This window comes from Rhodococcus sp. UFZ-B548, from assembly GCF_903819475.1.
GTDB classification, from domain to species: Bacteria; Actinomycetota; Actinomycetes; order Mycobacteriales; family Mycobacteriaceae; genus Rhodococcus_F; species Rhodococcus_F erythropolis.
Genome location: NZ_CAIJDS010000031.1, coordinates 66,251 through 81,215 on the forward strand (window position 1 = coordinate 66,251; position 14,965 = coordinate 81,215).

15 protein-coding genes are annotated in these 14,965 nt (G+C 64.2%); 6 read left to right on the forward strand and 9 right to left on the reverse strand.

Annotated features, from left to right (window positions below; all coding sequences use genetic code 11):
* Window positions 1–43: 43 nt before the first annotated feature.
* From H7C86_RS23555 to H7C86_RS23565, 3 genes are all read right to left on the reverse strand, one after another.
* Window positions 44–1,264, reverse strand: a complete 1,221-nt coding sequence (locus H7C86_RS23555) for an LCP family protein (RefSeq protein WP_181447572.1) — start codon at window positions 1,262–1,264, stop codon at window positions 44–46.
* A gap of 148 nt (window positions 1,265–1,412) precedes the next feature.
* Entirely contained in the window at window positions 1,413–2,234 is an 822-nt protein-coding gene (locus tag H7C86_RS23560) for a CPBP family intramembrane glutamic endopeptidase (protein ID WP_020905746.1), read from the reverse strand.
* Window positions 2,235–2,244: 10 nt separating this feature from the next.
* A complete protein-coding gene (locus H7C86_RS23565; protein WP_019746383.1) occupies window positions 2,245–3,024 on the reverse strand; it encodes a DUF2470 domain-containing protein in 780 nt (259 codons plus the stop codon).
* 139 nt (window positions 3,025–3,163) lie between these two features.
* Here H7C86_RS23565 and H7C86_RS23570 point away from each other — a divergent pair, with 139 nt between their 5' ends.
* Genes H7C86_RS23570 through H7C86_RS23580 form a run of 3 tightly spaced genes read left to right on the forward strand, consistent with a single transcriptional unit; the run spans window position 3,164 to window position 5,413 of the window.
* The gene (locus tag H7C86_RS23570) at window positions 3,164–3,802 is read left to right on the forward strand and encodes a hypothetical protein (RefSeq protein ID WP_182262335.1); all 639 of its coding nucleotides are present in this window, start codon (window positions 3,164–3,166) and stop codon (window positions 3,800–3,802) included.
* 13 nt (window positions 3,803–3,815) lie between these two features.
* The gene (gene pheA / locus H7C86_RS23575) at window positions 3,816–4,748 is read left to right on the forward strand and encodes a prephenate dehydratase (protein WP_181447568.1); all 933 of its coding nucleotides are present in this window, start codon (window positions 3,816–3,818) and stop codon (window positions 4,746–4,748) included.
* Window positions 4,745–5,413 carry a histidine phosphatase family protein gene (locus H7C86_RS23580; protein ID WP_019746386.1) on the forward strand — a complete coding sequence of 223 codons (669 nt, stop codon included), beginning with the start codon at window positions 4,745–4,747 and terminating at the stop codon, window positions 5,411–5,413. The genes pheA and H7C86_RS23580 overlap by 4 nt, the downstream gene beginning before the upstream one ends.
* Before the next feature lie 9 nt (window positions 5,414–5,422).
* Here H7C86_RS23580 and H7C86_RS23585 read toward each other — a convergent pair whose 3' ends face one another.
* From H7C86_RS23585 to H7C86_RS23610, 6 genes are all read right to left on the reverse strand, one after another.
* Window positions 5,423–7,525, reverse strand: a complete 2,103-nt coding sequence (locus tag H7C86_RS23585; RefSeq protein ID WP_182262336.1) for an acyltransferase family protein — start codon at window positions 7,523–7,525, stop codon at window positions 5,423–5,425.
* A 40-nt stretch (window positions 7,526–7,565) separates the two neighbouring features.
* Window positions 7,566–8,384, reverse strand: coding sequence for an ESX secretion-associated protein EspG (locus tag H7C86_RS23590; RefSeq protein WP_182262337.1), 819 nt, complete (start codon window positions 8,382–8,384; stop codon window positions 7,566–7,568).
* Window positions 8,384–9,637, reverse strand: coding sequence for a PPE domain-containing protein (locus H7C86_RS23595; protein ID WP_182262338.1), 1,254 nt, complete (start codon window positions 9,635–9,637; stop codon window positions 8,384–8,386). The genes H7C86_RS23590 and H7C86_RS23595 overlap by 1 nt, the downstream gene beginning before the upstream one ends.
* Before the next feature lie 60 nt (window positions 9,638–9,697).
* Entirely contained in the window at window positions 9,698–9,997 is a 300-nt protein-coding gene (locus H7C86_RS23600) for a PE family protein (RefSeq protein WP_029254193.1), read from the reverse strand.
* 133 nt (window positions 9,998–10,130) lie between these two features.
* Entirely contained in the window at window positions 10,131–10,481 is a 351-nt protein-coding gene (locus H7C86_RS23605) for a metallopeptidase family protein (RefSeq protein WP_007736028.1), read from the reverse strand.
* 3 nt (window positions 10,482–10,484) lie between these two features.
* Window positions 10,485–11,591, reverse strand: coding sequence for a septum formation family protein (locus H7C86_RS23610; protein WP_182262339.1), 1,107 nt, complete (start codon window positions 11,589–11,591; stop codon window positions 10,485–10,487).
* Window positions 11,592–11,661: 70 nt separating this feature from the next.
* On the opposite strand from H7C86_RS23610, the gene H7C86_RS23615 reads away from it, so the two are divergent.
* The 3 genes from H7C86_RS23615 to H7C86_RS23625 all read left to right on the forward strand — a co-directional run.
* Window positions 11,662–12,057, forward strand: coding sequence for an ankyrin repeat domain-containing protein (locus H7C86_RS23615; RefSeq protein WP_003945404.1), 396 nt, complete (start codon window positions 11,662–11,664; stop codon window positions 12,055–12,057).
* Between the two features lie 65 nt (window positions 12,058–12,122).
* Window positions 12,123–13,376 (forward strand): serine--tRNA ligase, encoded by a 1,254-nt coding sequence (serS, locus tag H7C86_RS23620; protein ID WP_003945400.1) that lies wholly within the window; start codon window positions 12,123–12,125, stop codon window positions 13,374–13,376.
* A gap of 364 nt (window positions 13,377–13,740) precedes the next feature.
* Window positions 13,741–14,965 (forward strand): Ig-like domain-containing protein (locus H7C86_RS23625; protein ID WP_259349286.1); only part of this gene is annotated, 1,225 nt, incomplete at its 3' end.

The following is a 14,965-nucleotide window of genomic DNA, read 5'->3' on the forward strand; positions in this document are numbered from 1 at the left end:
CGCTCGGCCTGTCCTCCCGGGGTACTACCGAAACTCAGGGCAATCACCCCGTGGTGATCAGATCCTGCGGAATCTGCTGATCGTTGGCCAGGGCGTCGAAGAACTGCGAAGCGCGTGCCTTGTCCCACAACAACACGTTGCCCGACCCGTCCACGTCCTCGAAACCGGCGACGGGAACCGTCGTGGTGGTCATCCCGCCGCGAAGCGCCCAGGCGAGTGAGGCCAGATTCCAGATGTGATCGCCCTCGTCGACCTGCAAAGACTTGGCCGTATCGGAGACGAGCGGCCACAACCGGAACGGATTGAGGAACGTACTCGGACTCGTCGCCTTCGACAGCAACGCCGACATGAACTGGCGCTGGTTGTTCATGCGGTCGAGGTCGGCGAGCGCGGTTGCTCGGGTCCGTACGAACCCGAGTGCATCCGAACCCTTCAAGTCTTGGCATCCGGCGGGGAGGTTGATTCCGGCCAGCGGATCGTCGATCGCCTGCGTCAGGCATACATTGACGCCACCGACGGCGTCGACGATGCCGGCGAACCCGCTGAATCCGATCTCGGCATAGTGGTCGATGCGAAGTCCGGTTGCCTCCTCGACGGTCTGCACCAGCAAGGGGGCACCACCGAAAGCGAAGGCGGCGTTGATCTTGTCCGAGCCGTAGCCGGGAATCGGAACGTACGAATCGCGGGGGATGCTGACCATCGTCGTCTTCCCGCTCTTGGGAACGTGGACCAAGATGACCGTGTCAGTGCGCTTGGGGCCGGTGTCACCACCTGTCGCAAGCGCTTGCTCCTGCTCGGGTGTGAGCCCCTCACGACTGTCGGAGCCGACGATCAGCCAGTTCGTGCCCGGAGTATCGGCGACGCGTCCCGCGTAGTCGGGCAGCGCGTCGATTCGATTGAGCGAACTGTCGACGTAATAGACCGCGCCGGCCAGCGCGAGCAGCAAGACCAACAACGTGATGCCGATACGTTTACCCCAGCTACGACGCTTGCGTGGGCGTCGCTGCTTCGGGGGTTCAGGAGGGCGCGGCGGGGCGTTCGGCGGGGTTCGGCGCGGCGGCGCGGGTGCGTACTTCGCCTGACGCGGCGGCCCCTGCCTGCGGGGGTCGTCCTGGAACGGCTGCGGGCGTTGGGTCGGCGCCCAGTCCTCACGCCTGGGTTGCTGCGGCGCTTCTGGTGGGACCTGTGACCAGGCCTGATTGGCCGGATTCTGCTGCGGTGGACGTCCGTCGCGGCGAATGACCGTCGGCCCTTCCGGCGGCATCGGTGGGCGCCGCTGCGGGGGTGGGCCCTGACGGGGTGGCATCGGTCCACGCGGGGGCGGCTGGCGCCGCGGAGGTGGCCCTGGCGGCTGGCGCCGCGGAGGGCGCTGAGGGTATTCGGAGTCGCCGGTCACCAGTTCACGGTACCGGTCACGGCAGCCAGGAGACGTGATCGCGCAGGAGGGCGTAACCGATGAACGCCACCATGTCGATGAGCGCGTGGGCGATGATCAGCGGCCACAGCTTGCCGGTGCGCTGCCAGTATCGACCGAACACGAGCCCCATGATCACGTTTCCCACACCGCCGCCGAACCCTTGGTAGAGGTGATAACTACCGCGCAGGAGCGAGGACGCGAGCAGAGATTTGTTCTCGCTCCAGCCGAGTGTTCGGAGGCGAGTGATCAGGTAGGCGACGACCAGTACCTCTTCGGCGCCCGAGTTTGCGATTGCGGACAGTACGAGGATCGGAACCCGCCACCAGTGGTCGTCGAGCGCGCTGGCTTGGACGGTGAGGTTGATGCTCAGTGCCTGAGCGACTAGGTAGAACAAGAGTCCGGGGAGGCCGATCACAGCGGCGAGGCCGAATCCCGGAGCTATGTCGCGACCGAATCGAGGTTTGGGAGTCAGGCCCGCAGCACGTGGACCGATCCCCGAACGCCACAGTAGATAGAGTCCCAGCGCTGCCCACGCGAGAAGCTTTGCAACGCCCAGTAATTGGCGCGCCAGGTCGATCCAGTCGATGGCAGCTCGCGACGGGTTGAGTGCAACCGTCTGATCCGAGAGCGCAACCGGCGTCGCCAAGGATTCGGCGAGCGAAAGGATCCCGGACAATCCGCTGAGCCCGAAGGTGACCAGCAGAACGATAGTGATCTCGATCCGGATTCCGCGTCTGGCGGCGGGATCTAGTTCCGGGTCCGTTCGAACGGGAGACGGCGGCCGTAACCAGGTGCGGACGGTTTCGCGGGCATTCACCCGCGCAACGCTAGCCGTTTGCAGCGCCACCCGATCGGAGGCCGTTGAGGAAAGGGCACCCGACCAGCATTCGGATGGCGCGGCTCAGTGCGGGAGCGTCGTCGACGGGGTTGGCGAACGGCATCCACACGTCGCGGTCACCGGTGTGATCCTCGACCCGCAGGCGCAGTCCGTAGCGGTCGATGCCGAGTGGGCGAACGCGTCCGGTGCGCATGTACGGGGGAAGCTTGCGCACGAGCAGGTCCACGAGATCGCGGTGGTCTTCGTCGAGATGCTGCAGCCACGCCGTCTCCATTTCCCAGAAGGGATCGGGGCTGGCGTTCAGCAGTTCGTCCACGGCGACGGGCTCTGCCCCCGTCGAGTCGGCGACAACGGCCGAGGCCAGGCTCAGGCGAAGGAGGACCGAGGTGTGGCCGATGTCGAGGAGCCCCGGGTGGGGATGTTCGGATGCGACGTCGTCGGCGAGAACGCGTGCCTCGTAGTCGGGCACGGCGTGCAACGAGCCGCGAAGCCACACGAGGGAGCGCACGGGCTCACGCAGCCGCAGTGGTGCGTGATCGGTGATCTCGAGGACGGCAGGCAGGCCGCCGCCGCCGGAGTTCCAGGCCAGGGCCGCAGCTGCGGAGGCATGTGGGACTGCAACGACGACGTCACCGTTCGAACGCAGGTGATGCACCGACGTGACGGTGGGATCGCTGCCTTCGATGGCGAGAACTGCGTCCTGTGCGCGCACACAGGCGCTGCGGACGCGTTCGGCGGTGGACGGGCCGGTGCTGGTCTTCGTTGCCATGCTGCCCCCTTGGCGGGTGTTCTCTCGAACTCCATCGGATGATGAGGTAACCCTAACCTAAGGCGCTTCGGTGTGAATCGCAAGACTTTTGCGCAACTCGCGTGGAATCCGCCGCCTGCGCCGGGGTTACGGTTTGTCTGTGGCCATTCCTCTTTCACTCGGGCTGCCCGCCCCGAGAAACTCGCGCGGACTTCTCGAAGCACTCTTTCTCCCGGTCGTTCCGGCGTCGGCGCTGATCGGTGGCGAAGCAGCAGGCCGGGTTGTCGTCCGCCTCGATATCGATCCGGAAGAACTGCGCGCGGACACGGATGCGTCGTACGAGGCCGTCCGTTTCGACGTCGACGTCACCACCGACCAGATCGACGACGCGATCGCGCTACGTCTGCCCGCTCCGCTCGCGGTGTACGTCGACGGCGGCGAAGAGGATCTGACACCCGCCGAAGCGGCGCTGCGCCTGTGCGAAGGTGGACGGATCCCCGGACTCGCCGCCGGTCGCACGCCCACCGAAGTGGCTGATTTCCTGGCGGTACTCGCGCACGAGTCCGTCGGTTTCGTAGCCCGCGCAGCCGACGGCGACGAGGTGATCGCCCTACTGTGTGGCACCGTCGCTGCACTGCGCGGCGACGACGTGCGCGCCGCGATAGTCGATCCGAAGCCCGAAAAACTCGCCGCGCTGATCCCGGAAGCCGCATCCGCGATGCGCGAGGTGCTGCTCACGATCGAGGTTGCAGATCTGCCTGCGGTGGAAACGGCTCTGCGTGCCGCGGGTTTGCAGTGACCGGCGTGGGTCGATGCGTAATCTTTTAGGCGTGCCAAGAATCGCGTATTTCGGTCCGTCGGGAACCTTCACGGAGATAGCTCTCGCCCAGTTGGAGGCTGAGGGCGCGTTCGGCGAAACCGTCGAGCGAGTACCGGCCGGCAGTCCGCCGGCGACTCTCGACATGGTTCGCGACGGTTCCGTGGACGGGGCCGTAGTTCCCTTCGAGAACTCGGTGGAAGGCGGCGTAGCGCCGACGCTCGATTCACTCGCTCTCGGTTCGCCCCTGCAGATCGTTGCCGAAACCGATCTGGACGTGAGTTTCTCCATCCTGGTTCGGGCCGGGACGACCGCCGACCAGGTCCGCACGATCGGGGCCTATCCGCATGCGGGCGCACAGGTCCGCGGATGGATCGCCGAGAACCTGCCCCAGGCCGAGGTGGTGTTGGCCTCGTCCAACGCCGGTGCGGCGCTGGACGTGCAGGCTGGAACGGTCGACGCCGGTGTGTCCACGGCTTTGGCCGGTCAGATGCTCGGACTCGACAGCCTGGCGGACAACGTCGCCGATGTGGGCGGCGCCCGTACACGTTTCGTGCTGGTCACCAAGCCGGCTCCGGTTCCCGAACGGACCGGTGCCGATCGCACCGCGCTGGTGCTTCACCTCGACAACGCTCCAGGCTCCCTGGTGCGCGCACTCTCCGAATTCGCCGCTCGCGGTATCGATCTGACTCGGATCGAATCGCGTCCGATGCGAACGGAATTGGGTACGTACCGGTTCTTCGTGGACTGCGTCGGACACGTCGAGGACTCGCTGGTGGCCGAGGCGATGCGTGCACTGCATCGGAAATCCGGAGTCCGCTTCCTGGGGTCGTGGGTGACAGCGAATTCGACCGGGCCACAACCTCCTTCGGACGAAGAAGCGATTCGGTGGATCGACGAACTCAAGCATGGAGGGGGAGAACGATGACCGGAAGGCTCATCCTCGTTCGGCACGGTCAGACGGAGGCGAATGTCGCCAAACGTCTCGACACCGCTCTGCCCGGAGCAAAGCTCACGCCGGAAGGGTTGGCGCAGGCCGAGACGTTGGGCATCGGCCTGGCTTCGGCTCCTCCTCTGGCGCTCGTATCGTCCTTGGCTTTGCGTGCCCGGCAGACAGCAGGTTTTGTGGAGCAGGCCGCCGGTGTATCCCTGGATGTGCGGGACGGACTGCACGAGGTCCAGGCCGGTGACCTCGAGGATCGCACCGACGAGGCCGCGCACCGACTGTTCATGGAGACGTTCCATCACTGGCACACCGGCAACCTCGGCGCTCGCATTCCCGGCGGTGAAACGGGATACGACGTCCTGGAACGGTACGTCCCCGTCGTCAATGCGCTGCGCGAAGAATTTCTGGAAGGCTCACGAGACGGCGGCGACATCGTCGTGGTGAGTCATGGTGCTGCGATTCGTCTTGTCGCCGCCCAGCTTGCCGGTGTCCCCGGACTGTTCGCAGCCAACAACCACTTGGCCAACACCGAGACCGTCGAACTGTTGCCCTCAGCTGATGGCGGCTGGGAATGCCTACGCTGGGGAGCCGTCAACCCGCCGTTCGAGCACCGACTCATCCCCGGCGCCGACGACGTGATGGGCTGACAGCCGGTTTCACCACCAACCGGTCTGGACGCTCAGTTGGCGCCCCAGTTCAGCCGACAGTGTGCTCACGTAGCTGGCTGTCAGGTGGTGGGAATCGTGATACACCAACACATTTCCCTCTACGACGCGGCACAACTCCGGTCCGCACACACCGTCGCTGAGATCGAGTAGGCGGACGTTGGTCAGATCGGCAATTGCCGACGGCGCCGGATTGACGTCGCTGAGCATTTCGGACCGTGGCATCGCGCAGTGATCGGGTGACGTGGTTGTCGCCAGACAGTCGATCGCGCGGTAGGCGACGCCGTCGTGGTGCAGCCAGGGGGTATCGCGAATGGCGAGGACGTCGATACCGTCGCGCCCCAGTTCCTCCCATACGTGAACGTACGATTCGGGCGTCACGTCACCAGGGCCGTCGGAACTCGGCCTGGTTGCCGTCGTGAACACGAAATCGGGTGAGGCGTCGGCCAACTCGGTCAGCACTCCACGCGACCAGTCGACACAATCCGGATAGTCGTTGTCCGACAACGTCTGCATGGAGTCGACGGTGAGCGGGCAGCCCATCTTCAGATACGTGTCGACGCGGAACCCGTGACTCTTGCCGAGTTCGTCGAGCGCAGTGAGCCAGTGCTCGGAGTGCGAACCACCCGCGAGCGCGATGGTTCTGTCTGCATCGGCGTCGCCATAGGTGCAGTGGACGACGTCCCGCTCGAGAAAATCGGCGATACAGCCGTCGAGCGTGCTGGCCGGAAGGTCCAGTGGCGCATCGAAGATCGAGGGAACCATCGACGCCTTGGGTACTTCGGCACCGTCGGTGAGCGCGAGTGCGCCGGGATGGGTCGGGAGGTCGAGGGTGTCGACCGCCCGCTGGCCCGTCGTCTGGCTGCTCGCGTACGACTGCCAGGCGACCGAAGCGGCGAGGACCGCGGCAGCGGTGACGACGCATGCCAGGACGGTATACCGGCGCGAGCGGCCTCCGCGCTCCACCGGAACCTCGACCAGGCGCCGGAGTGCAAGCGCCCCCGCGACGGAGAGGGCGATGATCAGTGCCCCGCCGAGCAGGCCGGCTTCGGGGCGTCCGGAGATCACGAGTGCAAACACCAGAATCGGCCAGTGAATCAGGTACAGCGCGAATGCGAACGAGCCGAGCCACGTCAGTGCCGGATGGGCGAGCGTCTTCGACGTCCAAGGTGTGTCGTCGCCGACTCCGGACAGTATCAACGCAAGAGTGGCCAGCACCGGTACCAGCGCCCACGGGCCGGGGAACTGCTGGGCGCCGTCGAGCACTATGCCGCACAACAGGATCGACGAAAGCCCCGCCCAGCCGATCGTCGCTCTGGCCGAGAACGGCAGGGATGCGATCTGCCGACTGCGCGTGCTGGTCATCAGAACGGCCAGCAGACCACCGAGGGCCAATTCCCACAACCTGGCGCCGGAGTCGTAGTACGCCCAGGCTTGGTGACGCGAAGATTTGGCGAGTGCGTAGAGAAAAGATCCTGCGGTCAGAACCAGAAGGGTGACCGCGAGTGACGGGCGGAAATAGTTGGGATTCACGCGTGAAGCCACATAAGCGATCACGGAGACGAGTGCGATGGCCAGGAGATAGAACTGACCTTGCACGGCCATCGACCACAGGTGCTGCAGGGGAGTGACCGAGCCGTCAGCGGCCAGGTAGTCGCTTGCGGTGCTGGCGAGCTGCCAGTTCTGGAAGAACCCGAGCACCGCGATCAGTTGATCACCCAGATCGGCCCAGCGTGTGCGTGGCAGCAGCAACGCGGTCCCCAGTGCGGTCAAAATGCTGACCACCGCGATCAGGGGGAACAGCCGCAGAAACACCCGCCGCAGTGCCGGGACCGGGTTGAGTGAACCCCCGGCTTCGGCGCGTCGAACCAGTGAGCCGACGAAGAAGTATCCGGACAGAACCAGGAAGACGTCCACCCCGCCAGATACCCGTCCGAACCACACGTGGAACACGACCACCAAACCGATGGCGAGGCCACGCAGTCCGTTCAGGTCTTGTCGGTGCGGTGTTGTTGCCCGTTCTTCGTTCGGCCGGTCGATCGTGGCGACCGAGCCTTGTTCGCCCGGTGACGACGGTTGACGCGAGAACTGCATGCTGAAGTAAGGCTCCGGGCGTTGAAGGGACGCCCCGAGGTTACCCGGAAGTCTCCGGCGTCGATTCCTCGAGTTCGGTTACCAGCGCGTTCACGGCTTGTCGCAGGCGATGGAGTGTTCCGGAACTGATGGACGTCCACTCGGTGCCGTCGGCAGCCCGAGTAGTCGAACCCACGAGCCGGCCGGCCAAGGTGTCGTACACAGTCACTGCGCCGGTCATGAGCGTCGTCGCTCCCAAACTGTGTGGTATTCCAACCAATTCGGCGAAGGCGGTGCATGTGACGATTGCGCTACCCAATTGGAGCGCGTCGTCTTCGGGTATCCCGGCGTTGATCAAGGCCGAGGTCACGCTGTCTGCATCCGGGCCGGCGCCGAATGCCAGGCTGAGCATCTCGGTCGGTGCGTTGATCACGGCAATCGGCATTGCTTCGGTGCTGCCGAGCGCGGTGACAACGGGTGCAGCTGGTTCGGCGGTGACGCTGCACAATGCGAACGAAGAATCGGTTGAAGTTGCTTCGACACAAAGGAATTCGCCCTGTGCGACGCAGAGGCGTGAAATCCTTCCACCGACATGCCGACGCAGCGCCAACTCCCACTTGGGGTGGGTCAGGACGCGCAGGCGGGCACTGAGTTCGTGATGGATCTCCCCGCCGGGGAGGAGATCGCGCTCGGAGAGCGAATCTGCCGCGGACTGCATCGCCGTATGGTGAGCGCTCGCACTGGCGTGAACCGTCGCGCCACCGAGAACCACGGGAAGCGCGTCGAGCCCGAGTCGCTCACGTACATAGTCGATTTCGTCCTGTGAGAGGGCGACGACAGGCAAATTCCACCCATCAGGTGAGGTGCCGAGGTCCACCATCAACGCTCTGCAGTTTCGAGTGCGCCACCGATCACGGACGGGATGACTGTTCGGCCGTCGGCGAAGTGCTCGAAGTGCTTCAGATAATCAGGTGTGTCGTGCTCGGTCTCGTCTTCAGATTGGGCCGCATGACGGCCGCCGGCGATCGGCGCAGATCCGCCTGCGGTTCGGGCCGGATCCACTTTGACGGTATCGACGGTGCCCTGAACCGGCGAGGTCACGGGGTTCGGGCGCGCGGCGCTCTGGCCGGTGGAGGTATCCGGAAGAGCGTGCCGGCCGGTGCTGCTGCTCGACGACGAGCCCGCGAATGCTCCGGCTCCGGTAGTCGCGGAAGCTGCGCTGACCTGTGCCGTTGCCCGACCTGCCGAGGGGGTGCCGAACAGTGATGGTGTGGAAGCGCCGAGTCTCGCGCCGCCGAGCCCTGCGCCGCCCAGTCCGGTGAGTCCTGCTCCGGCCGTCGCGAGAGTTGATGCGGCAGTGGTGGCGCCCGTGACGGCGGTGGTCGCGGCACTGACGGCGGCCGACGCTCCACCGGAGATGGCACCGGCCTGTGAGGCAGCGGCGGCAAATACCGGGTTGGAAGCTACGGATGCGACAGCAGCGGTTGCGGCGCGCACGGGATCCGCGATTACGTCAGCGAGCGTTGATGCCGCTTGCACGACGGACTGTCGTGCGGCGTTGCCTGGGCTTTCGGCCGAAGCGGATGCCCCAGCTGTGGGTTCCGCGATGGACGGTGGTGAGTCGAAGTTCTGCTGCACGGCCAGATGCGTCGTTGCGGCGTCGTACGTTTCCATCGTCACCGCCGCTCGAATTTTGAGAGCTTCTTCGGCAGCCTCGGCGGCAGCAGCCCCGCCGACCAGGGCCCCGCCGATGGAGTACGCGGCGACCTTGGCCGCTTGAACCGCCGCGATCTCCGCCAGGGACGGCATGGCCAGGGTGGCGACGGTGTAGGAACCGGACTGCACTTGGGCTTTACCAGCGGTTTCTCCCGCGAGCAGCGCGGCCGAGGCAGCCCATTCCTGGAACGGTGCGAACTTGCTCAACGCGGCATCCGCGGCTTCTCCTGACCACCCGGTGCGAAGGTCCGCCATCACGCGAGAGATGGACGCAGCGGTGTCGGTCAGTCCGGACGACACGGTGGACCAGGCCCCGGCCGCCACACCGAGAGGGACCGGCCCGGCCCCGGCGACCAGTGCTGCAGAGTTGGGTGCTGCGCCCCGTGGATACCAGATGACACCGGTGATGCCGACCATTGTTCTTCCCCCCAGGAAGTGTGACTGTGTTGCCGAGTTACCGAGTTCGATTTCTGTCGATCAGATCGGTGCGGCTGCCAGGCTGGACTTGGTGAGCTGGTCTTCGAGCTCGTAGGCAGCTGCATTCTTGCGCAGAGCTGCCGCAGCCGCGGTGAGCTCCTCGATTGCCCGATCGGTGGACGAGGCAAGGCTGCCCGAGATGGTGTTGAAGTAATTTGCCGCGCTACCGGACACTTCTTCGGATCCGGCTGGGAGAACGCGTAGCGTCGGCTGCGCAGTAGAGACGATTCCGCGCAATCGCGTCGCCGCAGACTCGAGTTCCATTGCGGCGGCAACTAGGGCTTGAGGGTCGACGTACATAGTGCCGAACTCCTTCCTGACCAGGGCGGATAAGTGGCCGGGAGGTCGTGCACACAGCCGTAGAAATCCCCCCGCACATAGTTTGATGCATACCGGCCGCTTTTGGTTCCCCCGAAATCGGACGACTTTGCCCTCAGCCCCAGCCGAGTTCGTGCAATCTGTCTTCTTCGATGCCGAAGTAGTGCGCGATCTCGTGGATGACGGTCACGGCAACCTCGTGAACAACCTCGTCCTCGGATGCACAGATGTCGAGTATCGAATCGCGGAAAATAGTGACCGTGTCCGGCAGGTACCCACCGTAATGAGAATCCCGCTCGGTCAGAGCGACGCCCTGATACAAACCGAGCAGCCCCGGTTCTTCCTCGTCACGTGCTTCGACAAGCACCACGACGTTGTCGATGGCCTTGGCAAGTTCGGGCGGAATCAGATCGAGCGCCTCGCCGACCAGTTCCTCGAACCGGTCGGGCGTCATAGTCACCGTCATGGCTTACGACGGCGGAGCTGCGCCGGGCAACGGCGTCGGCAGCGACCGACCTTCCGGTGCAGCGGGTGGCGGGACCGGAGCGGCGCCGTTGATCAGGATTTCGCCCTTGGCGCTTCCGGTGATCGCGGCAAACCCGCCGGTTTCGACCTCTTTGCCGATCGAACAATTGACTCGGCGGCTACCGGCCAACCAGCTTTCCAGTGAAATGTTGTCCCAGAACAGCGTCAGCGTCTTGTCGCGAAGCGCGTCTGCGGAACCAAGGTACTCGTTGGACGCCTGAGTGCAGACGCCCTCGAGGTAACGGTCCTGATCTTCGACCGACGGCATTGCGCCCGGGAATTGAGTGCCGAGGTCGATCACCGAAATAACCTCGTATGCATGCGGTTTCGCGCAATCGACCGGATCGGTCGGGAGGTTCTGGTTGATGCCGATGCACGTGCCGACGTCCCACACGTTCGACTGGTCCTGGTCCGCCACGCGGCCCACGAACGGTTGTAGTTCGCCGGTCGTGGTCGAGAACTGCAAGCCGCAACGCAGTGCGCGCTCGCCCGAAGTCCAACCCGATTCGCTCGGGAACATCAGGCCGACGCTGAACTTGCCCTTGGGATCGAACTTCGAATCGAGGTAGGACATGACGATGGGTGTGCAGTGCTCGTCGCGGAGTTCGGCGAATCGAAGGGCGCCCGGGTACCGGGAACCGGGGCCGAACTCGGCGCCGGGGAACACCGAGAGGTCGAGTGGTCCGGCAACCTCGAAGCGGTGTTCAGTTCCGCACTGAACCTTTGACATGTCCGTGCGGTCCCCGCCCGACTCGGTCGCAGGCGTCCAGTTGAGGCAGTCGCCGGCCGCAGCCGCGGTGAAGGCGTCGTCGCGAGTAGATCCCGTTGCTGCTGGACCGCCACCACTGACACTGACCGAGGACGAGTCGTCCTTGTTCAATCCACCGGAAATCGCGATCGTTGCGATCGCGGCGACCACCGCACCTACCGCCACGGCAGCCAGGACCCGACGGGTGCGACTCGCTGAGACAGTTTTCTTCGCCGGCGTCCCCTGGGGATCTACCGGATCTGGCGACTTCTCGATCTTGTCTTCGGACATCGATTCCATCATGCCTGTTGCCGTGGCGATATCGAACCTTCACTACAAAACTCACAAACGCGTCTGTGAGTATTTTGTAGTCATGAGCGAAAACACCCCACTCGATCCCGAGGCTGTCGAGCTGGCGGGCCGGCTCTTCGACATGGCACGAACCGGCGACGCGGCCGGGCTGGCGTCGTATGTCGATGCTGGAGTTCCCGTCAATCTGACCAACGAGAGTGGCGACACGCTCGTCATGTTGGCGGCGTATCACGGTCACGCTGACGCCGTCGTTGCCTTGATCGAGCGCGGCGCCGACGTCAACCGGCCCAACGACAAGAACCAGACACCCCTCGCCGGAGCCGTCTTCAAGGGCGAGGATGCGGTGGTGAAAGCGCTGGTGAGCGGGGGAGCCGACCCGAAAGGCGGACACCCGACGGCCGTCGACGCGGCTCGGATGTTCGGACGCGAGGACTACCTGAGTCTGCTCGAATCGTGATCTCCCCCTCTCCGACGTGGACGTGACCGTCGGCGAGCTGCGGTGAGTGGGTAAAGTTCGAAGTCGTGATTGACCTCAAGTTTCTCCGTGAGAACCCCGAAATCGTCCGCGAGTCGCAGCGCACCCGTGGAGAAGATCCAGGACTGGTCGACGCTCTGCTCGAAGCCGACGCGTCCCGACGCGCTGCCGTTCTGACCGGAGACAACCTCCGCGCAGAGCAGAAGGCCTTCGGCAAGAAGGTCGGACAGGCATCTCCGGAGGAGCGTCCCGCGCTGCTCGAGGGTTCCAAGGAACTGGCGGCCAAGGTCAAGGAAGCCGAGGCCGCGCAGCACGAGGCGCAGGCCGCGCTCGACTCCGCACACCGCGCGATTTCCAACGTCGTGCAAGAAGGTGCGCCGGCCGGCGGCGAGGACGATTACATCGTGCTCGAACACGTCGGTGAGATTCCGAAGTTCGACTTCGAGCCGAAGGATCACCTCGAGCTGGGTGAGTCGCTCGGCCTGATCGACATGGAACGCGGCGCCAAGGTTTCGGGTTCGCGCTTCTACTTCATGACCGGCTACGGAGCCATGCTCCAGCTCGGACTGCTGCAGTTGGCTGCGCAGAAGGCGATCGCCAACGGATTCACGATGATGATTCCGCCGGTGCTCGTACGCCCGGAAATCATGGCGGGTACCGGCTTCCTCGGTGCTCACTCGGACGAGATCTACCACTTGCAGGATGACGACCTGTACCTTGTCGGAACTTCCGAGGTACCCATGGCCGGCTACCACTCGGGCGAGATCCTCGAACTGAACGAAGGCCCGAAGCGTTACGCCGGTTGGTCCTCGTGCTTCCGCCGTGAGGCCGGAAGCTACGGCAAGGACACCCGCGGCATCATCCGTGTCCATCAGTTCGACAAGGTAGAGATGTTCACGTACTGCCGTCCAGAGGATGCCGACGCCGAACACCAGCGTCTCCTCGGCTGGGAGCGAGACATGTTGGCCGCCATCGACGTTCCTTACCGCGTGATCGACGTCGCCGGCGGAGATCTCGGTTCTTCGGCTGCGCGTAAATTCGACTGCGAGGCATGGGTTCCGACGCAGGGCACCTACCGCGAGCTGACATCGACGTCCAACTGCACGACTTTCCAGGCCCGCCGCCTCGGAGTTCGGTACCGCGACGAGAACGGCAAGCCGCAGACGGCCGCCACTCTCAACGGCACCCTGGCAACGACGCGCTGGATCGTGTCGATTCTCGAGAATCATCAGCAGGCCGACGGCTCGGTGCGAGTGCCCGAGGCATTGGTGCCGTTCGTCGGCACGGATGTGCTTCGCTGACACACTGAACAAACACAATCAGGGCCGCGACGGACTCCGTCGCGGCCCTGATTCGTACTTTCGTACTGGTAGGTTTGGAACTTTTTCTGAACTGACGGAAAATCATCTTTTTCCCGCCGATGGGCGCGGTGGCCACCAAAAGCGTTGTCGATAGGCCGCTTTGGCGGTAGTTTTGCGTTCAATCGGGTTTCCATACCCTGCTTTTCCATCCCCCGTCAGGTGATGTGAGGGTGAGTCCGGGGTGAATTGGACAAGTGTCTTGCCAAAAGTAGTACACGTACTAGTTTTTTCGTTATGTTGTGACGGCGCGCACACGTTTTGTCCGAATCCACTGCTTATGTTTGCCCTTCCGAAGGAAGTGCCCATGCCCCAAATCTCTCAGTTGCGGCGATTCGCCGTGCCCATAACCGGAACCGCCATGGTCGCGGGGATGCTGCTGATCGGCACGCCCGCATCCGCCGCGATCTCGACCACCGGTTTCAAAACAGCGTGTGTCGCAGGCTCCATCATCGGAGACGTCCACAAGGTCACCGACAACCTCATCACGGTCGACGCACCCGCTTCTGTCCAACCCGGCGAGACTTTCACCTACCGAATTCAGCCGAGCGGAACGTCGTATCCGGACAAGGATTCCGGCGCGACGACTACGAACCTGTCACGTCTCAAGGTCGACTACGCAATCCCGGCCAACGCGACGTTCGTTTCCGCGGCCGTCGTCGCGGGCACCTCGGTCGGACTCGACAGCGTCGCACCGAACGTTCTCAGGGTCAACGACTCTGGCAACGTCGACGGTAGCGGCGGGATCCTTCGGCTGTCCGGAAACAACCAGGTGATCGGCAACAGTCCGACGACGAGTACCAACTCGGAGGGAGGTATTCGAGTACCGAAGTCCAAGAAGAACCTCGATGGCTCGACAAACGGCAACGGAGACACCTGGTTCCGGCTTCCCGCAGTCGACGTAACAATGGTCGCTGGTGCGACGGGAGTGATCCAACCGAAGGTGAGGACCGCGGGTACGGCCGGCAACCTCGGTGCCAGCGAAAACTTCAGCACTCAGCTCGCAAAGGCGAGTTTCCTTGGTACACAGTGGGCGCCGACCCGTTGCTCGCCCCGCGAGAACAAGGACACCACACCGCTCAATGCCGGCGCGGGTCCGCTCGCGACAATCAGCATTGCTTCGGCTCCGGTCGATGTCGAGACGACGACGTCGTTGTCGGTTCCGGCGACGGCGATCACGGGTACGGCGGTTGATCTGACTGCGACGGTTGCTCCGAACAGCGCGGTCGGTACGGTGCAGTTCAAGTCGAATGGCACGGCGATCGGTTCACCTGTCACGGTGACTGGCGGTGTTGCGACTCTGTCGCACGCGTTCGATGCTACTGGTGCACAAAGTGTTACGGCTGACTTCACCGCTGGTGCTGGCTTCGTCAGTTCGTCGGCGTCGGCTCAGACGGTGACGGTCTCTGATCCGGCTCCGGTGGATGTCGAGACCACGACGTCGCTCTCGGTTCCGGCGACGGCGATCACGGGTACGGCTGTTGATCTGACCGCGACGGTTGCTCCGAACAATGCTGTGGGTACGGTGCAGT

Excerpts from the sequence above, each read along its gene's own strand:
- H7C86_RS23555 (WP_181447572.1), bottom strand. The coding sequence starts at position 1,264 with ATGCCGCCGGAAGGGCCGACGGTCATTCGCCGCGACGGACGTCCACCG.
- H7C86_RS23590 (WP_182262337.1), bottom strand. The coding sequence starts at position 8,384 with ATGGTGGACCTCGGCACCTCACCTGATGGGTGGAATTTGCCTGTCGTC.
- H7C86_RS23595 (WP_182262338.1), bottom strand. The coding sequence starts at position 9,637 with ATGGTCGGCATCACCGGTGTCATCTGGTATCCACGGGGCGCAGCACCC.
- H7C86_RS23580 (WP_019746386.1), top strand. The coding sequence starts at position 4,745 with ATGACCGGAAGGCTCATCCTCGTTCGGCACGGTCAGACGGAGGCGAAT.
- H7C86_RS23615 (WP_003945404.1), top strand. The coding sequence starts at position 11,662 with ATGAGCGAAAACACCCCACTCGATCCCGAGGCTGTCGAGCTGGCGGGC.
- H7C86_RS23565 (WP_019746383.1), bottom strand. The coding sequence starts at position 3,024 with ATGGCAACGAAGACCAGCACCGGCCCGTCCACCGCCGAACGCGTCCGC.
- H7C86_RS23605 (WP_007736028.1), bottom strand. The coding sequence starts at position 10,481 with ATGACGGTGACTATGACGCCCGACCGGTTCGAGGAACTGGTCGGCGAG.
- H7C86_RS23610 (WP_182262339.1), bottom strand. The coding sequence starts at position 11,591 with ATGATGGAATCGATGTCCGAAGACAAGATCGAGAAGTCGCCAGATCCG.
- H7C86_RS23600 (WP_029254193.1), bottom strand. The coding sequence starts at position 9,997 with ATGTACGTCGACCCTCAAGCCCTAGTTGCCGCCGCAATGGAACTCGAG.
- pheA (WP_181447568.1), top strand. The coding sequence starts at position 3,816 with ATGCGTAATCTTTTAGGCGTGCCAAGAATCGCGTATTTCGGTCCGTCG.
- H7C86_RS23585 (WP_182262336.1), bottom strand. The coding sequence starts at position 7,525 with ATGCAGTTCTCGCGTCAACCGTCGTCACCGGGCGAACAAGGCTCGGTC.